Below are 17,557 nucleotides of genomic sequence, written 5' to 3'. Positions count from 1 at the left end.
GTCGGCGGCATGGGCCTGACCGGCATCATCCTGCGCGCGACCATCGAGATGACGCCGACCGAGACGGCGTACTTCATCGCCGACAGCGTGCGCACCTCGGGTCTCGACGAGACGATCGCCCTCCACAGCGACGGCTCCGAGGACAACTACGACTACTCGAGCGCGTGGTTCGACGCGATCTCGGCGCCGCCGAAGCTCGGCCGTGCCGCCGTGTCGCGCGGTTCGCTGGCCAAGCTCGATCAGTTGCCGAAGAAGCTGCAGAAGGATCCGCTGCGGTTCAACGCGCCGACCCTGCTGACACTCCCCGACGTCTTCCCGAACGGTCTGGCGAACAAGTTCGACTTCAGCATCGTCGGCGAGCTGTACTACCGGAAGACGAAGAACGCCACCGGCCAGGTCCAGAATCTGACGCAGTTCTACCACCCGCTCGACCTCTTCGGTGAGTGGAACCGCGCCTACGGTTCCAAGGGCTTCCTGCAGTACCAGTTCGTGGTGCCGCCCGAGGCCGTCGACGAGTTCAAGCGCATCATCGTCGACATTCAGAAGTCCGGGCACTACTCGTTCCTCAACGTGTTCAAGCTGTTCGGTGAGGGCAACAAGGCGCCGCTGAGCTTCCCGATGAAGGGCTGGAACATCTGCGTCGACTTCCCGATCAAGGCGGGCCTGAACGAGTTCGTGACCGAGCTCGACAAGCGCGTCCTCGAATTCGGGGGTCGTCTCTACACGGCGAAGGATTCGCGCACCACCGCCGAGACGTTCCACGCGATGTACCCGCGCATCGGCGAGTGGCTCAAGGTCCGCCGCTCGGTCGACCCCACCAACGTCTTCGCCTCCGATATGTCCAGAAGGTTGGAACTCCACTGATGATCAATGCCGTCGGCAACCCCCAGACCCTGCTGCTGCTCGGTGGCACCTCCGAGATCGGCCTGGCCATCGTGGAGGAGTACCTGCGCAAGGCACCGGCCCGCGTCGTGCTCGCGGCGCTGCCGAACGATCCGCTGCGCGAGTCCGCGGTCGCCCAGGTGAAGGCCGCGGGCGCGACGAAGGTCGACCTGGTCGACTTCGACGCCCTCGACACCGAGAGCCACCCGAAGGTGATCGACGAGGCGTGGGCGGGTGGCGATGTCGACATCGCGATCGTCGCGTTCGCGCTCGACGGCGACCCCGAGGAGCTGTGGCAGAACCAGCGCAAGGCCGTGCTCGTCGCGAACGTCAACTACACCGCGTCCGTGTCGGTCGGTGTGCTGGTCGGCGAGAAGATGAAGGCGCAGGGTTTCGGCCGGATCATCGCGATGTCGTCGGTGGCCGGTGAGCGCGTCAAGCGCGCCAACTTCGTGTACGGCTCGACGAAGGCCGGTCTCGACGGCTTCTACCTCGGTCTCGGTGAGGCGCTCGCCCCGTTCGGGCCGAAGGTCACCGTGGTGCGACCGGGCATGGTGCGCACCAAGTTCAGCGCCCACGTCAAGGAAGCGCCCCTCACCGTGAACAAGGAGGACGTGGCCGCGCTGGCCGTCGCCGCGTCCGACAAGGGCAAGGAAATCGTGTGGGCGCCGGGGCCGTTCCGCTTCGTGATGGTCGTGCTGCGGCACATCCCGCGCGCGATCTTCCGTAAGCTGCCGGTCTAGAGTTCTTTTCACCGCTGCCCCGCCGGGTTCGATATCCGGCGGGGCGGTCGCGTCTCTACTGCAGGTAGCCGACTCCGGTCGAGAATCCGTCGTTCAGCCCGTAACAGGCGTGGTTGACGTAACCTTCGTTGGTGAAGACGCCGTTCACGTCGCCGCTTTGACCTGGTGCGTTCGACGCGTAGCCGACGCCCGGTTGCCCGACGATGACGCACTGATAGGACTCGACGCCTTCGTTGTCGGACAAATTCCCGTCGATGGGGCCTCCGGGAGGTCCCGGCAGGATCACCGGGTCTGCCGCTGCCTGTGCGGCCCCGGCCACGAGGAGCGGTGCTGCCACGAGTGCAGCGAACAACGCGCGCACGGATGTTCGTCTCATGAGTCCAGCCTTCCGTTCGACTTCACCCGGTGTTTCCGGGCGACCCCCTGACGCGATGGCGGACATGCTCCTGCCGGTGGCGTGTCCGGCCACCGTCGCTTCCATCCAGCATGCAAGGTCAGGTGGGCTCGAGGCCAGCGTTGGCACTACTCGAATCTGCGGTTGCCGCGCCGCGGGCGGCACCACGCGTCCCCCTATGCTCGGATGGTGCTCACCGCTTCCGAAGTAGCCCCCGCACGCCGCGTCGTCTCGGCGCTCACGCAGTTCGCGTGCGCCGCAGTCGTCGCCGCAGTGGTCGCCGCGGTCGGACTGTTCGCGTTCGCGCGGGTGCAGTGGCCGACGTTCAATTCGTCGAACGTGACGCAGGCGATCACGACGGTGCTGCAGGTCGCGGCGCTGGCGGTGCTCGCGGTGTCGGTGTGGATGCTGCGGCGGCGCCGGTGGCCGTGGGTGGCGCGGGTGCTGTCGTGGGCCGGGCTGTCGGGCCTGGTGACGGCGACGCTGGGGATGCCGCTTGCCGCGACGAAGCTGTATCTGCACGGCGTCTCCGTCGACCAGGAGTTCCGCACCGAGTACCTGACGCGGTTCACGGATTCGGCAGCGCTGCACGACATGACGTACGCGGATCTGCCGCCGTTCTATCCGGCGGGCTGGTTCTGGGTGGGCGGTCGCGTCGCGAACGTGCTCGGCATGGACGGCTGGGAGGCGTTCAAGCCGTACGCGATCGCGTCACTGGCGGTGACGGCGGCGGTGGCCGTCGTGCTGTGGTCGGAGCTGGTGCGGTCGGATCTGGCGGTGCTCGTCGCGACCGCGACGACCGCGATCGTGCTCGCCTACGGCTCCCCCGAACCGTACGGGGCGATCATCGCGCTGCTGCTGCCCGCCGCCCTGGTGCTGGCGTGGGGCGCTTTCGCGCCGGTGTGCCTTTCTGGCGGCCCTGACCGCCACAAAGGCACACCGCAAGGGACGCGGCAGGGATGGGGCGCCGTGCTGGGGACCGGCCTGTTCCTGGGCCTGGCCGCCACCTTCTACACCCTCTACCTGGGGCTGGCCGCGTTCGCAGTTGTGGTGATGGCCGTGGTGGCCGCGGCGCTCGCGTGGCGCGCGGCCGGCACGTGGCGGGCGGTAGTTCCCGTCGTCGTCCGCCTGGCCGTCATGGCTGCGATCGCGGTCGTGGTCGCGCTCATCGTGTGGCTACCGTTCCTGCTCGAGGTGCTCGGCGGTGCGCAACTCGCCGGGTCCGGCACGGCGACCCACTACCTGCCCGAAGCCGGTGCGCGCCTGCCGCTGCCGATGTTCCATGCCTCGCTCATCGGGTTGCTGTGCCTGCTCGGCACCGTGTGGCTCGTCGGCCGGGCATCGTCGTCGCGGCGGGCGCAGGCACTCGGGCTCGGTGTCGTCGCCGTATACCTGTGGTACCTCGCGTCTCTGGCGCTGACCGCCGTCGGCACCACGCTCCTGGCATTCCGGCTCGAGGTGATCCTGCTGGTGCTGCTCGGCGCCGCAGGCACTTTCGCGTTCGTCGACTTCACCCGCTGGATCGTGCTGGCCAGCAGCGACAATCCGCGGGTGCGCTGGTCCCTCGTCGCCGTCGGCGCGCTCGGCGCGGTCGCGTTCACCCAGAACATCCCGCAGGTCCTCGCCGGGGAGATCACCGTCGCCTACACCGACACCGACGGCAACGGCGAACGCGCCGACCAGCGACCGCCCGGCGCGGCGTCGTACTTCGCGGAAGTGGACGAGACCATCACCTCGCAGCTCGGCCGCGACCGCCACGACATCGTGGTCCTCACCGCCGACACCACCTTCCTCGCCTACTACCCGTACTACGGATTCCAGGCTCTCACTTCGCATTACGCGAATCCCCTCGCCGATTTCCCGGCACGAGCCGCGGCGATCGCCGAATGGTCGGAACTCGAGACCCCAGACGAACTGCTCGCCGCATGGGACGCCGCGCCGTGGCGGGCCCCCGACGCGGTGGTGTTCCGGCAGAACGCCGAAGGGTACACGCTCCGGCTGGCCGAAGACGTGTACCCGAACGACCCGAACGTGCGTCGCTACACGGTGACGTTCCCGAAGGCGCTGTTCGACGATCCGCGTTTCACGGTGACCGAGGTCGGCCCGTTCGTCGTGGTCACCCGCGCCGGATCGGCATGATCCGCCGGACCCCGAGGTCGCGCAGCCACAGGCCGCCCCACACGAAGATGCCGGTGTAGATCGGGAACAGGGTCGTGCTCACGATCGGCTGCTCGGTCAGCAGATTCGTCGCGACCGCGCCACCGAGATAGCCGGTGAGCAGCACGGCACCGAGGATCGAGGTCGCCGGAACCACGTACGCGACCAGGCACACGAGCAGCACGATGCCGAACACGCGGTTGAGGCTCGGATCGAATCCCAGGTCGGCCATGGCCTCCTGCACCTGGGACGTGTTGAGCACGTGGATCACCGAGTCGAAGAGCAAGAACAGCACGACGAGTCCGCTGACGATCAGCCCGGCGATCCGGGCGCCTTTCGACGGCGCAGCATCGGCGGGGGCGGTGCTCGTGAACGTAGAAGTCGAGGTCATGACGGTCTCCTGAGGTCGCATCAGTACGGTCGCGTGTACAGACCGGGCAGCGCACGGAAACTCATCGCGGTTGCGGTATCGTCCCGGGCAGGTCGTACGGGGGTGCGGCGGAATCGGGGGATTCGATGGGGGAAATTCTGTATGTGCCGACCCGTCGGCGCGACGGTTCAGGGCAGGTTCAGCTGGAGATGCGGGCACTGCCCGACGGCCGGTTGGCGTTGCCCGCGTACACCTCCCTCCCGGAATTGACCCGCTGCTGCGGCCCACGCCAGGCGTGGATGGGCGTCGACAGCGCCGGGTTGCAGGAAATCCATCGCACCACCGGCTACGACGTCGTCCTCCTCGACGGCAAACAGCCACCACCGCCACCTCCCTCGTTGGAAGACGAGTTCACGCAGCCACGCAGCTGGCTGCGCGACCCGCTCGGACGGGCGGAAACCTCGTGAGCATCGAAATCGGGGATCTCAACGCGGTGGCCCGGCACCTGGCCACCGGAGCCGACGGGATCAACGAACTCGGCTCCGAGAGTGCCGATCTGCCCGACGCCGGAGCATCCACCGCGCTGCTCGCGGAATCCCTGGGTGCGCTCGCGTCCGCGCTGGATCTGGCCGTGCGGTCGCTGGCCAACGCAGCCGATCTGACCCAGAACAATCTGCGCGACTACCAGGAACTCGAAGCACACAACACGCAGAACATCGCCCAGGGCGGTCAGCGGTGAGCATCGACACCCGGGTCTTCGGCGACCCCGCGACCTGCTACACCTGCGCCGACTCGCTCGCCGCTGTCGCTGCCGGCGTGAACCGGCAACTGGCGTCGGCTCGCGCGGGTCGCACCGAGTCGGAGCACGAGTTCATCGGCACCACCGGTGACGAGTTCCGACGACGCCTGGACAGCATCATCTCCGGGACCACCGAGGTCGCCGACCAAACCGACGCGATCGCCACCGCCCTGCGCACCTTCGCCGACCAGCTCGTCACCACGCGTGCCCGCATGACGCAGGCCGAAACGACCGCGGCGGAAGCAGGCCTGCCGGTGGAGTTCGGGATCGGCATCGGTGAACCGATCGAGATCGATCCGAATTCGTACGACCTTGCACCGCAGGTCCTTCGCGCCCGTCAGGTGGCGGCATACAACGCCGCACTCGAGCTCGTCGTCGAGGGTCGCGAAATCGAGGGCGTGGCGCACAGCAGGTTCGCGGAGGCGCTCCGCGGTCCGACAACGATCCTGAAAGATGCCGAGGCGCAGTGGGGTTGGCTCTTGGCGTTCGTCGTCACCGGATACATCGGGACCGCAGTCAACGAACTGTCGAAGTGGAGACCGATCGCGGCGAAACAGGCATCGTTGGTGTCCCGGTTCGGTGAACTCGCAGCGGAAGCCGCCCGACTGGGCGACCCGTATCCGGAAGCGGCCGCGGCCAGGGCAATGCGAGCATTCCAGGGGGGAGCCGACGACGCCGCCCGCTTTGCCGCGGAAAACTCCCGGCTGCTCGCGGGACTTGGTGGCAATGGCCTCGTCAACGCTCTCGGTACAAACTTGGATGTAGTTTTCACCGAGGGTTCAGCACTCGCCAAGTTCGGATCAAAGGTTCCGGGAGCAGGCTTGCTCTTGACCATCGGCCAAACAGGATTCGACGTCTACCACGCTGAAGACAGCGACGCAGCGGTCAAAGCCGTCGCCAAGGATGTCGGCGGATTCGTCGCGGGAACCGTCGCAACTGAATTGATCCTCGCCAGTGCAGCCGGCGGGCCGGTCACACTGCTTGCCGTAGGGGCCGGCGTCGGCGTCGCGTTCGGAGTCGGTGAAGTGATCGAACACTGGGACGACATCTCCGGCGCCGCCGGCTCAGCGGCACGCTGGGTCGGCAATCTCTTCTGAGGACCACAAAATGCACGCATCCGATCTGCCCCCGATCCCCGACGCGGTAACCGGCGAACCTCGTCCACCCCGCGCACCCCGAATCCATCAGGGAAAGGAGCAGACACCGCAGGACCGCCAACCCCGAAATCCGCCCCCATTGCCCAGCGGCCACGGACCCATGCTCGAGTGGATCCAACCGAGCATCCGCCTTCAGTACGGTGCGGCCGCAGCAATGGCGGGAATACTTGTCGTTTTCGCGATCGTTCGAACCGGCGGATTCGAATGGCTCCGCTGGTGGTGGTACTGGGCACTGCTCATCGTCGGATCCTGGATAATGTTCCGTGCCACGAGGAATCATTGGACCGCTGGCGGTGCCACCTGGGTGCAGTGGCGCAGCAGTTGGGTCGACACCTATCGCCTCACCCGCATCCGCTTCTCTGCTGACGGAACCAACCGCGTCCTGCGTCTGCGTGACGCGCACGGCAACGAAATCCACTCCTTCAAAATCAACCAGCTCCAAGGCAACCCCGACCTCTGGGACCTCGTCTACAACGGCATTCTGCACTCCGTGGCGTCGGGCAACTGCGACATCGACGCAAAAACCCGCCAAATCCTGCAGATCCCCTACGAACTCGGACCCCGCCCCACCGGAAAACGCGCCGACCGAAGACGACTCTGGTGAACGCCCCAAACTCCGGCATCGAACTGCCGCCGATGCCCGACCCGAGTACCGGCGAACCCCGGCCTCCTCGCGCGCCACGGGTGGGGCATGAACGCCCGAACACTCCCAGCGACCGACTGCCACGCACTCGGCCTGCCCCGCCACCCGCCGAGTTCGGCCCGATGCTCGAGTGCGCTCAGCCGAGGTTCTTCGACCGGTTCGGCGGGGTCGTAGTGATGTTCGCAGTACAAGCGTTGTACGGCACCGCGCAGAACTGGGGCTTGGAATGGATTTCCTGGTGGGGCTATTGGGCGATCATCGGAGTCTCTGCCTGGTTCATGTACCTCATGGGCGATCGCTGGACCGGGGCCGGAGCCTCCTGGGTGCAGAAGCAGAATTCGTGGGTCGACACCTACCACCTCACTCGTATTCGCCTCAACGCCGGCGATGCCGCCCGATCCCTGTTCCTCGACGACAAACACGGCAACGCGATACGCAGCTTGTCGCTCGCGCAGATCCAGGCCAACCCCGACCTCTGGGACCTCGTCTGCAACGGCATCCTCCACTCCATCGCATTTGGCGACTGCGACATCAACGCCAGAACCCGCCGAATCCTGCAGATCCCCTACGAACTCGGACCACGCCCCACCAGAAAGCGCGTCGACAGAAGACGACTCTGGTGAACATGGCCTGTGACCACCCGAGCGGGAGGTTGTGTGCGATATTCCCGAGGATTTCGCGCACAACCTCCCGCTCGGCGGAGGCTCAGGTCAGGACCCGGAGGACGGGGGAATGCGGGAGGCGAGGAGCTCGGCCAGGTGCAGCCCGCGACGATCGGTGAGATCGGCGATCTGGGTGCGGCACGAGTAGCCGTCGGCGAGGACGACGTGGTCGTCGGCCGCCGCCTCGACCGCCGGGAGAAGCTGGTGCCCGGCGACCGCGACGGACACCTCGTAGTGGCCGCGCTCGACGCCGAAGTTCCCTGCAAGACCGCAGCATCCGCCGAGCCGGGTCACGTTCGCACCGGCGTGCCGCAGCAGGTCGGCGTCGGTGTCCCAGCCCATCACGGCGTGATGGTGGCAGTGCGGCTGCGCGACGACGGTGGTGCCGGCCAGCGACGGCAGCGGCCGGTCGGCGAGCAGTTCGGCGAGCGTCACCGTGGACCGTGCGACGACCCGCGCCGACTGCGACCCGAGCAGATCCACGGTGTCCGAACGCAGGACGGCGGTGCACGACGGTTCGAGCCCGACGATCGGCACCCCTATGCGGAACAGCTCGGAGACGGTGCGGCCCAGTATTTTTCGTGCAGCGTCGAGCTGTCCGGTGGTGATCCAGGTGAGACCGCAGCACTGCTGCCGCTCGGTGACACACACCCGGAATCCGGCCGTCTCGAGCACCTGCACGGCGGCAATCCCGACCTCCGGCGTGAAGTAGTCGGTGAAGGTGTCGACGAACAACAGCACCGGATCACCCGTCCGCGACCGCGAGGCCGCGCTGTCGGCGAACCAGCGCCGGAACGTGCGCGTCGCGAACCGCGGGACGCTGCGTCGTCGATCCAGTCCGGCTACCGTCAACCCGGCGGCCGCGACCCCGGGCATCTGCACGACGGCGTTGACCAGGCGCGGGGCGCGGCTCGCCAACGCCGCCCAGCGCGGCAACCGTCCCAGCGAGTAGTGAGCGGCCGGGCGCGGACGGTTCCGGTAAGTCTGGTACAGCACTTCGGATTTCCACATGGCCATGTCGACGCCGGTGGGACAGTCGGAAGCACAACCCTTGCAGGACAGGCACAGATCGAGCGCCTCGTGCACCTCGCGGGAGCGCCACGAATCGGTGACCAGACCGCCGTTGAGCATCTCCTGCAGCGCCCGCGCCCGCCCGCGGGTGGAGTCCTTCTCTTCGCGTGTCGCCAGATAGGACGGGCACATCACCCCGCCGGTCGCGGTCGTGTCGGCGCGGCACTTGCCGACGCCGGTGCAGCGGTGCACGGCGCGGGTGAAATCACCGTCGTCGTCCTCGTACCGGAACGCCAGGTCCTTCCGGATGATCTGTGCGGCAGGCACTCTCAGGTCACGATCGACCGGTGCCGGGTCGACGAGCACCCCCGGGTTGAGGATGTTGTCGGGATCGAAAACCGTCTTCACCGCACCGAACAACCGGAGTGCCGCAGGCGAGTACATCAGGGGCAGCAGTTCGCTGCGGGCGCGGCCGTCGCCGTGCTCCCCCGACATCGACCCTCCGTACGACGCGACGAGTTGTCCTGCCGCGAAAAGGAATTCCCGCAGCAGTCCGGGAACCTCGAGCGGAATGTCCAGCCGGATGTGCAGGCAGCCGTCGGCGAAATGGCCGTACGGATACCCGGTGATCCCGTACCCCTCGAGCAGCGACTCGAATTCGCGCAGATACGCACCGACCCGCTCCGGCGGGACCGCCGCGTCCTCCCACCCGGCGTGCGCGGGCAGGCCCGCCGGGCTGCGTCCGGCCAGTCCCGCACCGTCCTCCCGGATCCGCCACAACGCGGCCGCGCGCACCGCGTCCTCCACGAGCAGCGAGTCGACCGCTCCCCCGGCCTTCTCCAGCGCCGCAGCGCGGGCTCGGACCTCCCCGGCCTCGTCCCCGGACAGTTCGACGAACAGCCACGCCGCGCCGCGCGGGAGCGGGGGCACCGCACCGGGACCGCGCCGGGTGCGCACCACCTCGACGATCCGCGAGTCCAGCCCCTCGCACGCGGTCGGACCGAATGCGAGCACACCGTGCGCGGCGTCGCCGGCGGCCGCGATGTCCGGGTAGCCGAGCACCACCAGCGTCCGCACCGGCGGGTCGGCGACCAGCTGCACGGTCGCTTCGGTGACCACACCGAGGGTGCCCTCGCTGCCGACGAACATGCGGCGCACGTCGAATCCGTTCTCGGGGGCCAGGTGTTCGAGCCCGTAACCGGACGCCTGCCGCCCGAACCGGCCGAATTCGGTGCGGATCGTGGCCAGATGACCGGTCGCGACCGTCCGCAACTGCTCGAGCAGCGAGCCGGCACCCGGCAGCGACAGAACATCCCCGGTCCCGGCGATCACCTCGAGGCCGACGACGTTGTCGACGGTGCGCCCGTATCCGAGGGTGCGGGCTCCGCACGCGTTGTTGCCGATCATCCCGCCGATGGTGCAGCGGTTGTGGGTGGACGGGTCGGGGCCGAAGCGCAGTCCGTGCGGAGCTGCCGCGCGCTGCAGCTGCGCCTGCACGACGCCCGGCTGGACCCGCGCGGTACGCGTCGCCGGGTCCACCTCCAGCACCTCGTTCAGGTGCCGGGACAGATCCATCACCACACCGGGCCCGACGGCGTTGCCCGCGACGGACGTGCCGGCGCCGCGCGCGGTCAGCGGGACGCCGTATTCGCGGCACACCGCCAGCACCGCGGCGATCTCGTCGGCGGCGCGGGGCCGCACGACCGCGAGCGGCGGTACCCGGTACAGGGACGCGTCGGAGGAGTAGAGGGCCCGGGTGGTGGTGTCACCGCACACCTCGGCGACGCCCGCGGAACGCAGCGCCGCGACGAGATCTCCGTCGTGCAGCGGCCCGGCCCCGCCTCGGGCGGGCGGTGCGTCGACGGGATCGGTCGCGCGGGCCATACCGGACGATGCTAGTCCGACGTCTCGCGGGCTCGAGCGCGATCCGGGCGCGTGCCACGCAGGTGCTGCTGAACAGGCACGGTCCCCCACTGCCGCGTACTCGCCTAGCATCGACCTTTGTGCCCGCCGATTCCCCTTCGCCCGAAACGACCGCTTCCCCCGGCGCGACCGTACGCACGGCCCGCATCGTCGCGATCGTCACCGGGTTGCTCGGGTTCGTCCTCGCCCTGTCGTTGCCGTTCCTGCCGGTGAAACAGGAATCCGCGAGCGTGAACTGGCCGCAGAACGGCAGCCTCACCAACCTCGAAGTCCCCCTCATCACGTACTCACCGCTGGAGCTGCGCGTCAGCGTCCCGTGTTCGGCGGTCGGCCTGCTCGGCGAGGACGGCGGCACCCTCGTCTCGACCGTTCCCCCGGACGCCCCCGACGCCACCGAGAACGCGCTGGTGATCCGGTCGGTGCCGGGCCGGGACGGCGCCCCGGGCAGCATCGAGGCGGTTCTGCGCAATTCGGTGCTGGTGTCGGCCCCGACGGATCAGCCGTGCACGGCGGTGACCGTCGCCGCCAACGCGGAGCGGACCGCCGCGGAGATCGTCGGCCCGGGTGACGAACCCGTCACGACCGTCGAGGGCGATGTGCGCCCCCAGATGGTCGGGATCTTCACGGACCTGCAGGGCGCCGCGCAGGATCTGACGACCGGGCCGGCTGCGGAGCGGCTGTCGGTGCGCGCCGAGCTCGATTCGCGCTTCACCTCCACGCCGACGACCGTCAAGCAGGTCGCGATGATCGTGTGCGTCCTGTCGACGCTGCTCTCGCTCGTCGCGCTGCACCGGATCGACGGGGTGGATCGCCGTGGTGCCCGCCGGGTGCTGCCGGCCCGGTGGTGGCGGATCACCGTCGTCGACGTCGTGGTCGTCGGCACCCTGCTGGTGTGGCACGTCATCGGCGCCAACACCTCCGACGACGGCTACATCCTCAACATGGCCCGGGTCTCCGAGCACGCCGGGTACATGGCGAACTACTACCGCTGGTTCGGGGTGCCGGAAGCCCCGTTCGGCTGGTACTACGACGTGCTCGTGCTGATGACGAACGTGTCGACGGCGAGCATGTGGATGCGCCTGCCCTCGCTGATCGCCGCGATCCTGTGCTGGATGGTCATCAGCCGTGAGGTGATGCCGCGGCTCGGCGTCGCGGTGCGGCGCAACCGGATCGCACTGTGGACGGCCGGGCTGGTGTTCCTCGCGTTCTGGCTGCCCTACGACAACGGCCTGCGCCCCGAACCGATCATCGCCCTCGGCGCCCTGCTGACCTGGTGTTCCATCGAACGGGCCATCGCGACCGGGCGCATGCTGCCCGCCGCGATCGCGGTGCTCATCGCCGCGTTCTCGCTCGCCGCCGGACCGACCGGCCTCATCGCGGTCGCGGCGCTGATCGCCGGTGCCCGCCCGCTCGTGAAGACGCTGATGGCGCGGCGGCAGCTGGTGGGCTGGTTCGCGCCGCTCGCCCCGATCCTCGCGGCCGGGACGGTGGTGATGGTCGCGGTGTTCGCCGACCAGACCCTCGCGTCGGTGCTGGAGGCGACCCGGGTGCGGTCCGCGGTCGGCCCGAACGTGCCGTGGTTCGACGAGCGGCTGCGCTGGGACGCGCTGCTCACCGTGTCGCCGGACGGGTCGCTGGCCCGCCGCTTCGGCGTGTTCGTGATGCTGTTGTGCCTGGTCGTCTGCGTGATGCTGATCCTGCGCAAGGGCCGCATCCCCGGCACCGCGATCGGTCCGTCGCGCCGGATCCTCGGCATCGTGTTCGCGTCGCTGCTGCTGATGATGGCCACGCCCACCAAGTGGACCCACCACTTCGGTGTGTACGCGGGCCTCGCCGGATCGGTCGCGGCGCTGGCCGCGGTCGGGGTCGGCGCCGCGGGCATCCGCTCGGCGCGCAACCGTGCCCTGTTCACGGCCGGGGTGCTGTTCGTGCTGGCGATGGCGTTCACCGGCTCCAACGGCTGGTGGTACGTCTCGAGTTACGGCATCCCGTGGTGGGACAAGCCGCCGTCGATCTCCGGCCGCGCCTTCTCCACCGCGCTGCTCGCTCTCACCGGTGTCGCGCTGGTCGTCGCCGCGTGGTTCCACCTGCGCGAACCGTTCACCACCGCGAAGCCCGACCGCAACGGGCGGGTGCGGGCGCTGGCGTCCGCGCCGCTGACCGTGGTCGCGGCGGGCGTCGTGCTGTTCGAGGTGCTGTCGCTGGTCAAGGGCGCGGTCGCGCAGGGACCGGCCTACTCGATCGCCCGGTCCAACATCGCGTCGCTGACCGGCGGGTGCGGTCTCGCCGACGAGGTGCTCGTCGAAACCGATCCGAACGCGACCGCGCTGGTTCCGCTCGAGGGGTCCGTCGCGGATGCGCTCGGCGCGGGCCGCGACGAAGGCTTCACCCCCAACGGGGTGGCGCTGGACCTGACCGCCGACCCGGAAACCACCACCAGCGGTGGCGCCAACACCGTCGAACCCGAGGAGGGCGGCACCAGCACCTCGACCGGTGCCGGCACCGGCGGCGGTCGCGGGGAGACCGGTGTCAACGGCAGCACGGTCGCGTTGCCGTTCGGCTTGGACCCGGCGACCACCCCGGTCCTGGGCAGCTACCGCACCGGCGTGCAGCAGAGCGCCGAACTCGAATCCGGCTGGTATGCGCTGCCGGAACGCACCGACGCGACGCCGCTGCTCGTCGTCACCGCCGCCGGACGCGTGCGGTACGTCGACCCGGACGGGGTCATCACCCCGGGTCAGGACGTGCGGCTCGAATTCGGCCGTACCGCAGACGGGACCGTCGAACCGATCGGCGCGGTCGCGCCCATCGACATCGGGCCGGCCCCGTCGTGGCGGAACCTGCGGGTGCCGCGCGAACAGATCCCGGCCGACGCGGACGCGGTGCGCCTGGTCGTCACCGACGGCGACCTCGCGCCCGGCCAGTGGGTCGCGGTCACGCCCCCGCGGATGCCGCAGCTGGAGACGCTGAACACGGTGGTCGGGGATCAGGCGCCGGTGCTGCTGGACTGGTCCGTCGGCCTGGCGTTCCCGTGCCAGCGCCCGTTCGGCCACCGCTACGGGGTCGCCGAGGTTCCGGACTTCCGGATCCTCCCGGACCGGGTCGGGGCGGACTCCACCAACGGCTGGCAGGACCACATCGGCGGCGGCCCGCTCGGCTGGATCCCGCTGCTGCTGACCGCGCAGACGATGCCGACCTATCTGAACCACGACTGGGACCGCGACTGGGGTTCGCTCGAGCGCTACAGCCCGATCGATCCGACCGCGACGACGGCGGAGATCCAGGTCACGGAAGTCACCCGTTCCGGGTTGTGGTCGCCCGGTCCGATTCGTGACGGTGTTCCGGATCTGATCGAGTGACCCAGGCTACGCCCAGGTAAGGGGGCGTGTCGCCACAGGTCACCGGCAGATAACATCGACAATCGTGCCCGACGACGTGACGACGACCACCGTTCCTCCTGCCGCCCTGCGGCCACCGGTCGTGACCGACCTGCGCGCGCAGTACCGCACTGCGCGCCTCGTCGCCATCGTCGCAGGTCTGCTCGGTGCACTGCTCGCGATCGCCACCCCGTTCCTGCCGGTGAAGGTCACCGAAGCAACGGTGTCGTGGCCGCAGAACGGCTCGACCGAGGCGGTCACCTCACCGCTGATGTCGCAGGTACCGCTGCGACTGTCCGCGACCCTGCCGTGCACGACCGTCTCGGAACTGCCCGACGGCGGCGGCATGCTGCTCTCGACCGCACCCGCCGACGGCGAGGGTGCCGCGCTCAACGCGATGTTCGTGCGGGTCGGCGAGGAGAACGTCGACGTGCTCGACCGCAACGTCGTGGTCGCGACCGCGCCGCGCAGCGAGGTCGAGTCGAGCGCCTGCCGCGAGATCACGATCTTCTCCGACGTCGACCGCACCACCGCCGAGTTCGTCGGCCTCAGCGACGAGAACGGCAACCCCCGCGCCGGCGAACTCACCGGTGACCTGCGTCCGCTCGTCGTCGGTGTGTTCAGCGACCTGAGCGCCGACGTGCCGGGTCTCAACGTCACCTTCGACGTCGACTCGCGCTTCTCGTCGTCTCCGACGGTCGTGAAGCTGCTCGCGATGATCCTGGCGGTGCTGTCCACGGCGCTGGCCCTGGGTGCCCTCGCCAAGCTCGACGTCACGGACGGTCGCGGACACCGCCGGTTCCTGCCCGCCCGGTGGTGGAAGTTCACCGGCGTCGACATCGTGGTCTTCGCGACGCTGATCGGCTGGCACTTCTTCGGCGCGAACACCTCGGACGACGGCTATCTGCTGACGATGGCCCGGGCGTCCGAGCACTCCGGCTACATGGCCAACTACTTCCGCTGGTTCGGCGTCCCCGAGGCACCGTTCGGCTGGTACTACGACGTGCTCGCGGTGTTCGCGAAGATCTCGACGGCCAGCCCGTGGATGCGCCTGCCCGCGCTGGTCGCCGCGATGCTGTGCTGGATGGTCATCAGCCGCGAGGTGGTGCCGCGTCTCGGCCGGGCGGTCCGCACCAACCGGATCGCGCTGTGGACCGGCGGCCTGGTGTTCCTCGCGTTCTGGCTGCCCTACAACAACGGCCTGCGGCCCGAGCCGATCGTCGCGCTCGGCGCCCTGCTGACCTGGTGTTCCATCGAACGGGCCATCGCCACCGGCCGGCTGCTGCCCGCCGCGTCGGCGGTGCTGGTCGGCGCGTTCACGCTCGCCGCCGCCCCCACCGGCCTGATGTGTGTGGCCGCGCTGCTCGCCGGTATCCGGCCCATGACGCGCATCGTCGTGCGTCGCCACCGCCAGCTCGGGACCCTGCCGCTGGTGGCGCCGATCCTCGCCGCCGGCACGCTGGTGCTCGTCGTCGTGTTCTCCGACCAGACCCTCGCGTCGGTCCTCGAGGCCACCCGCGTGCGCACCATCATCGGCCCCAACGAGGAGTGGTGGAACGACTTCCTCCGCTACTACTACCTGATGGTGCAGACCGTCGACGGGTCGCTGTCGCGCCGCTTCGCGTTCCTCACGATGCTGCTGTGCCTCTTCACGTGCCTGCTGGTGCTGCTGCGCCGCCGGCGCATCCCGGGCGTCGCGGTGAGCCCGTCGTGGCGGCTCATCGGCATCGTCTTCGGCACGATCTTCTTCATGATGTTCAACCCCACGAAGTGGACCCACCACTTCGGGGCGTACGCGGGCATCGCCGGATCCCTCGGCGCACTGACCGCGGTGGTCGTGTCCGCCAGCGCGCTGCGGTCGCGGCGCAACCGCACGATCTTCCTGGCCGGACTGCTGTTCGTGCTGGCCGTGTCGTTCGCGGGCATCAACGGCTGGTGGTACGTGTCGAGCTACGGCATCCCGTGGTTCGACAAGACGGTCTCGCTCAACGGCCGCCAGTCCAGCTCCCTGTTCCTGGTGCTGTTCGCACTGTCCCTCGCGCTCGTCGCCTGGCAGTATCTGCGCGAGGGCTACGCGCCGCCGCCGGAGAAACCGACGTCGCCGAAGGGCCGGCGCATCCGCGCGTTCGCCGCGGCACCGCTGACCGTCGTCGCGGGCATCATGGTGCTGTTCGAGGTGCTGTCGCTGCTCAAGGGCGCGGTCTCGCAGTATCCGGCGTACTCGCTGGCGCGCTCCAACATCGGGGCGCTCGCCGGGCAGACGTGCGGTCTCGCCGACGACGTGCTCGTCGAGGTCGATCCCAACCAGGGACGGCTCGAACCGATCATCGACCCGGCCAACCCGCCGCAGGACGGTGACGCGCTGGCCGGTGCCGCACCGCGCGGCTTCAGCCCCGACGGGATTCCGTCCGACCTGACCGCCGACTACGTCGAGGTCAAGCCGGGTCAGGGCAACACCGCCAACCAGAGCGTCGGACCGACCTTCGAGACCGGGTCCGGGGGCGGCACCACCGGCGGATCGGGTGCGCGCACCGTCAACGGCAGCACCGCGAAGCTGCCGTTCGGTCTGGACCCGGCGGTCACGCCGGTGCTGGGCAGCTACCAGACCGGCATCCAGGAACCGGCGATGCTCACGTCGAGCTGGTACCAGTTGCCCGAGCGCAGCGACGACGCACCGCTCATCGTGATCTCCGCGGCCGGCCGCATCTGGTCCGTCGACGACACTGGCGCCACCACCTACGGGCAGTCGATGCTGGTCGAGTACGGAACCCGGCAGCCGGACGGCACGGTCGAGGTGCAGGGCACCTATCTGCCGCGCGACATCGGCCCGGCCCCGACGTGGCGGAACCTGCGGGTGCCGCTCGCGGACCTGCCCGAGGACACGAACGTGGTGCGGATCGTCGCGAACGACCCGAACCTCACCGGCGACCAGTGGCTGGCGTTCACGCCGCCGCGCGTGCCGACGCTCGAGACCCTCAACTCGGTCGTCGGGTCCGAGCAGCCGGTGCTGCTGGACTGGGCGGTGGGCTTGCAGTTCCCGTGCCAGCGTCCGTTCGACCACCGCTACGGCATCGCCGAGATGCCGAACTACCGGATCCTGCCGGACCGTCCGCTCGCGGTGTCGTCGACCGACACGTGGCAGGCCGCCGAGTTCGGTGGCCCCCTCGGGTTCACCGAGGTGCTGGCCCGCCCCCAGCAGGTGCCGACGTACCTGAAGGACGACTGGGCGCGCGACTGGGGCTCGCTCGAGCGGTACACGCCGTTCTACCCGGACGCGACTCCCGCCGAGGAGGAAGCCACCGTGGTCACCCGCTCCGGCCTGTGGAATCCGGGCACCCTCCGCGTCTACGAGTGACCTGACGAAAGTCGGCCCGTACGGAACTTCCGTACGGGCCGACTTTCTGTTTACGCGCTGAGTGCGAATCCGCTCGTGCTGTAG

13 protein-coding genes are annotated in these 17,557 nt (G+C 69.2%); 10 read left to right on the top strand and 3 right to left on the bottom strand.

Annotated elements, in window-relative coordinates; all coding sequences use genetic code 11:
- On the top strand, window positions 1-864 hold an 864-nt coding region (locus I0Q12_RS08940), incomplete at its 5' end, for an FAD-binding oxidoreductase (RefSeq protein ID WP_197251590.1).
- On the top strand, window positions 864-1,625 hold the full coding sequence (locus I0Q12_RS08935; protein ID WP_197251589.1) for a decaprenylphospho-beta-D-erythro-pentofuranosid-2-ulose 2-reductase: 762 nt from the start codon (window positions 864-866) through the stop codon (window positions 1,623-1,625). The genes I0Q12_RS08940 and I0Q12_RS08935, both read left to right, overlap by 1 nt.
- Window positions 1,626-1,680: 55 nt before the next feature.
- Here I0Q12_RS08935 and I0Q12_RS08930 read toward each other — a convergent pair whose 3' ends face one another.
- Entirely contained in the window at window positions 1,681-2,001 is a 321-nt protein-coding gene (locus I0Q12_RS08930) for a hypothetical protein (RefSeq protein WP_197251588.1), read from the bottom strand.
- Between the two features lie 204 nt (window positions 2,002-2,205).
- On the opposite strand from I0Q12_RS08930, the gene I0Q12_RS08925 reads away from it, so the two are divergent.
- Entirely contained in the window at window positions 2,206-4,158 is a 1,953-nt protein-coding gene (locus tag I0Q12_RS08925; RefSeq protein WP_197251587.1) for an arabinofuranosyltransferase, read from the top strand.
- Here the strand turns inward: I0Q12_RS08925 and I0Q12_RS08920 are convergent.
- Window positions 4,136-4,567, bottom strand: coding sequence for a DoxX family protein (locus I0Q12_RS08920; protein WP_197251586.1), 432 nt, complete (start codon window positions 4,565-4,567; stop codon window positions 4,136-4,138). The genes I0Q12_RS08925 and I0Q12_RS08920 overlap by 23 nt on opposite strands.
- Window positions 4,568-4,692: 125 nt before the next feature.
- Between I0Q12_RS08920 and I0Q12_RS08915 the strand changes: the two genes are divergently transcribed.
- From I0Q12_RS08915 to I0Q12_RS08895, 5 genes are all read left to right on the top strand, one after another.
- Entirely contained in the window at window positions 4,693-5,013 is a 321-nt protein-coding gene (locus I0Q12_RS08915) for an SAV_915 family protein (protein WP_197251585.1), read from the top strand.
- Complete coding sequence (locus I0Q12_RS08910; protein WP_197251584.1) at window positions 5,010-5,285, top strand: hypothetical protein; 276 nt, start codon at window positions 5,010-5,012, stop codon at window positions 5,283-5,285. Before I0Q12_RS08915 ends, I0Q12_RS08910 begins: the two co-directional genes overlap by 4 nt.
- Complete coding sequence (locus I0Q12_RS08905; protein WP_197251583.1) at window positions 5,282-6,442, top strand: hypothetical protein; 1,161 nt, start codon at window positions 5,282-5,284, stop codon at window positions 6,440-6,442. Before I0Q12_RS08910 ends, I0Q12_RS08905 begins: the two co-directional genes overlap by 4 nt.
- A gap of 160 nt (window positions 6,443-6,602) precedes the next feature.
- Complete coding sequence (locus tag I0Q12_RS08900) at window positions 6,603-7,106, top strand: hypothetical protein (RefSeq protein ID WP_231610323.1); 504 nt, start codon at window positions 6,603-6,605, stop codon at window positions 7,104-7,106.
- Between the two features lie 215 nt (window positions 7,107-7,321).
- Window positions 7,322-7,768, top strand: coding sequence for a hypothetical protein (locus I0Q12_RS08895; protein WP_231610322.1), 447 nt, complete (start codon window positions 7,322-7,324; stop codon window positions 7,766-7,768).
- 87 nt (window positions 7,769-7,855) lie between these two features.
- Here I0Q12_RS08895 and I0Q12_RS08890 read toward each other — a convergent pair whose 3' ends face one another.
- Complete coding sequence (locus tag I0Q12_RS08890; RefSeq protein WP_197251581.1) at window positions 7,856-10,702, bottom strand: FAD-binding and (Fe-S)-binding domain-containing protein; 2,847 nt, start codon at window positions 10,700-10,702, stop codon at window positions 7,856-7,858.
- A 119-nt stretch (window positions 10,703-10,821) separates the two neighbouring features.
- Between I0Q12_RS08890 and I0Q12_RS08885 the strand changes: the two genes are divergently transcribed.
- Window positions 10,822-14,100, top strand: coding sequence for an arabinosyltransferase domain-containing protein (locus I0Q12_RS08885; RefSeq protein WP_307846132.1), 3,279 nt, complete (start codon window positions 10,822-10,824; stop codon window positions 14,098-14,100).
- 64 nt (window positions 14,101-14,164) lie between these two features.
- Window positions 14,165-17,473, top strand: a complete 3,309-nt coding sequence (locus I0Q12_RS08880; RefSeq protein WP_197251579.1) for an arabinosyltransferase domain-containing protein — start codon at window positions 14,165-14,167, stop codon at window positions 17,471-17,473.
- The last annotated feature ends 84 nt before the right edge of the window (window positions 17,474-17,557 follow it).

Origin of the sequence: Rhodococcus sp. CX (genome assembly GCF_015865005.1) — a bacterium.
GTDB lineage: Bacteria > Actinomycetota > Actinomycetes > Mycobacteriales > Mycobacteriaceae > Rhodococcus.
Note: the sequence above shows the minus strand (reverse complement) of the source record. Positions and strands in the feature narration are given on the sequence as shown.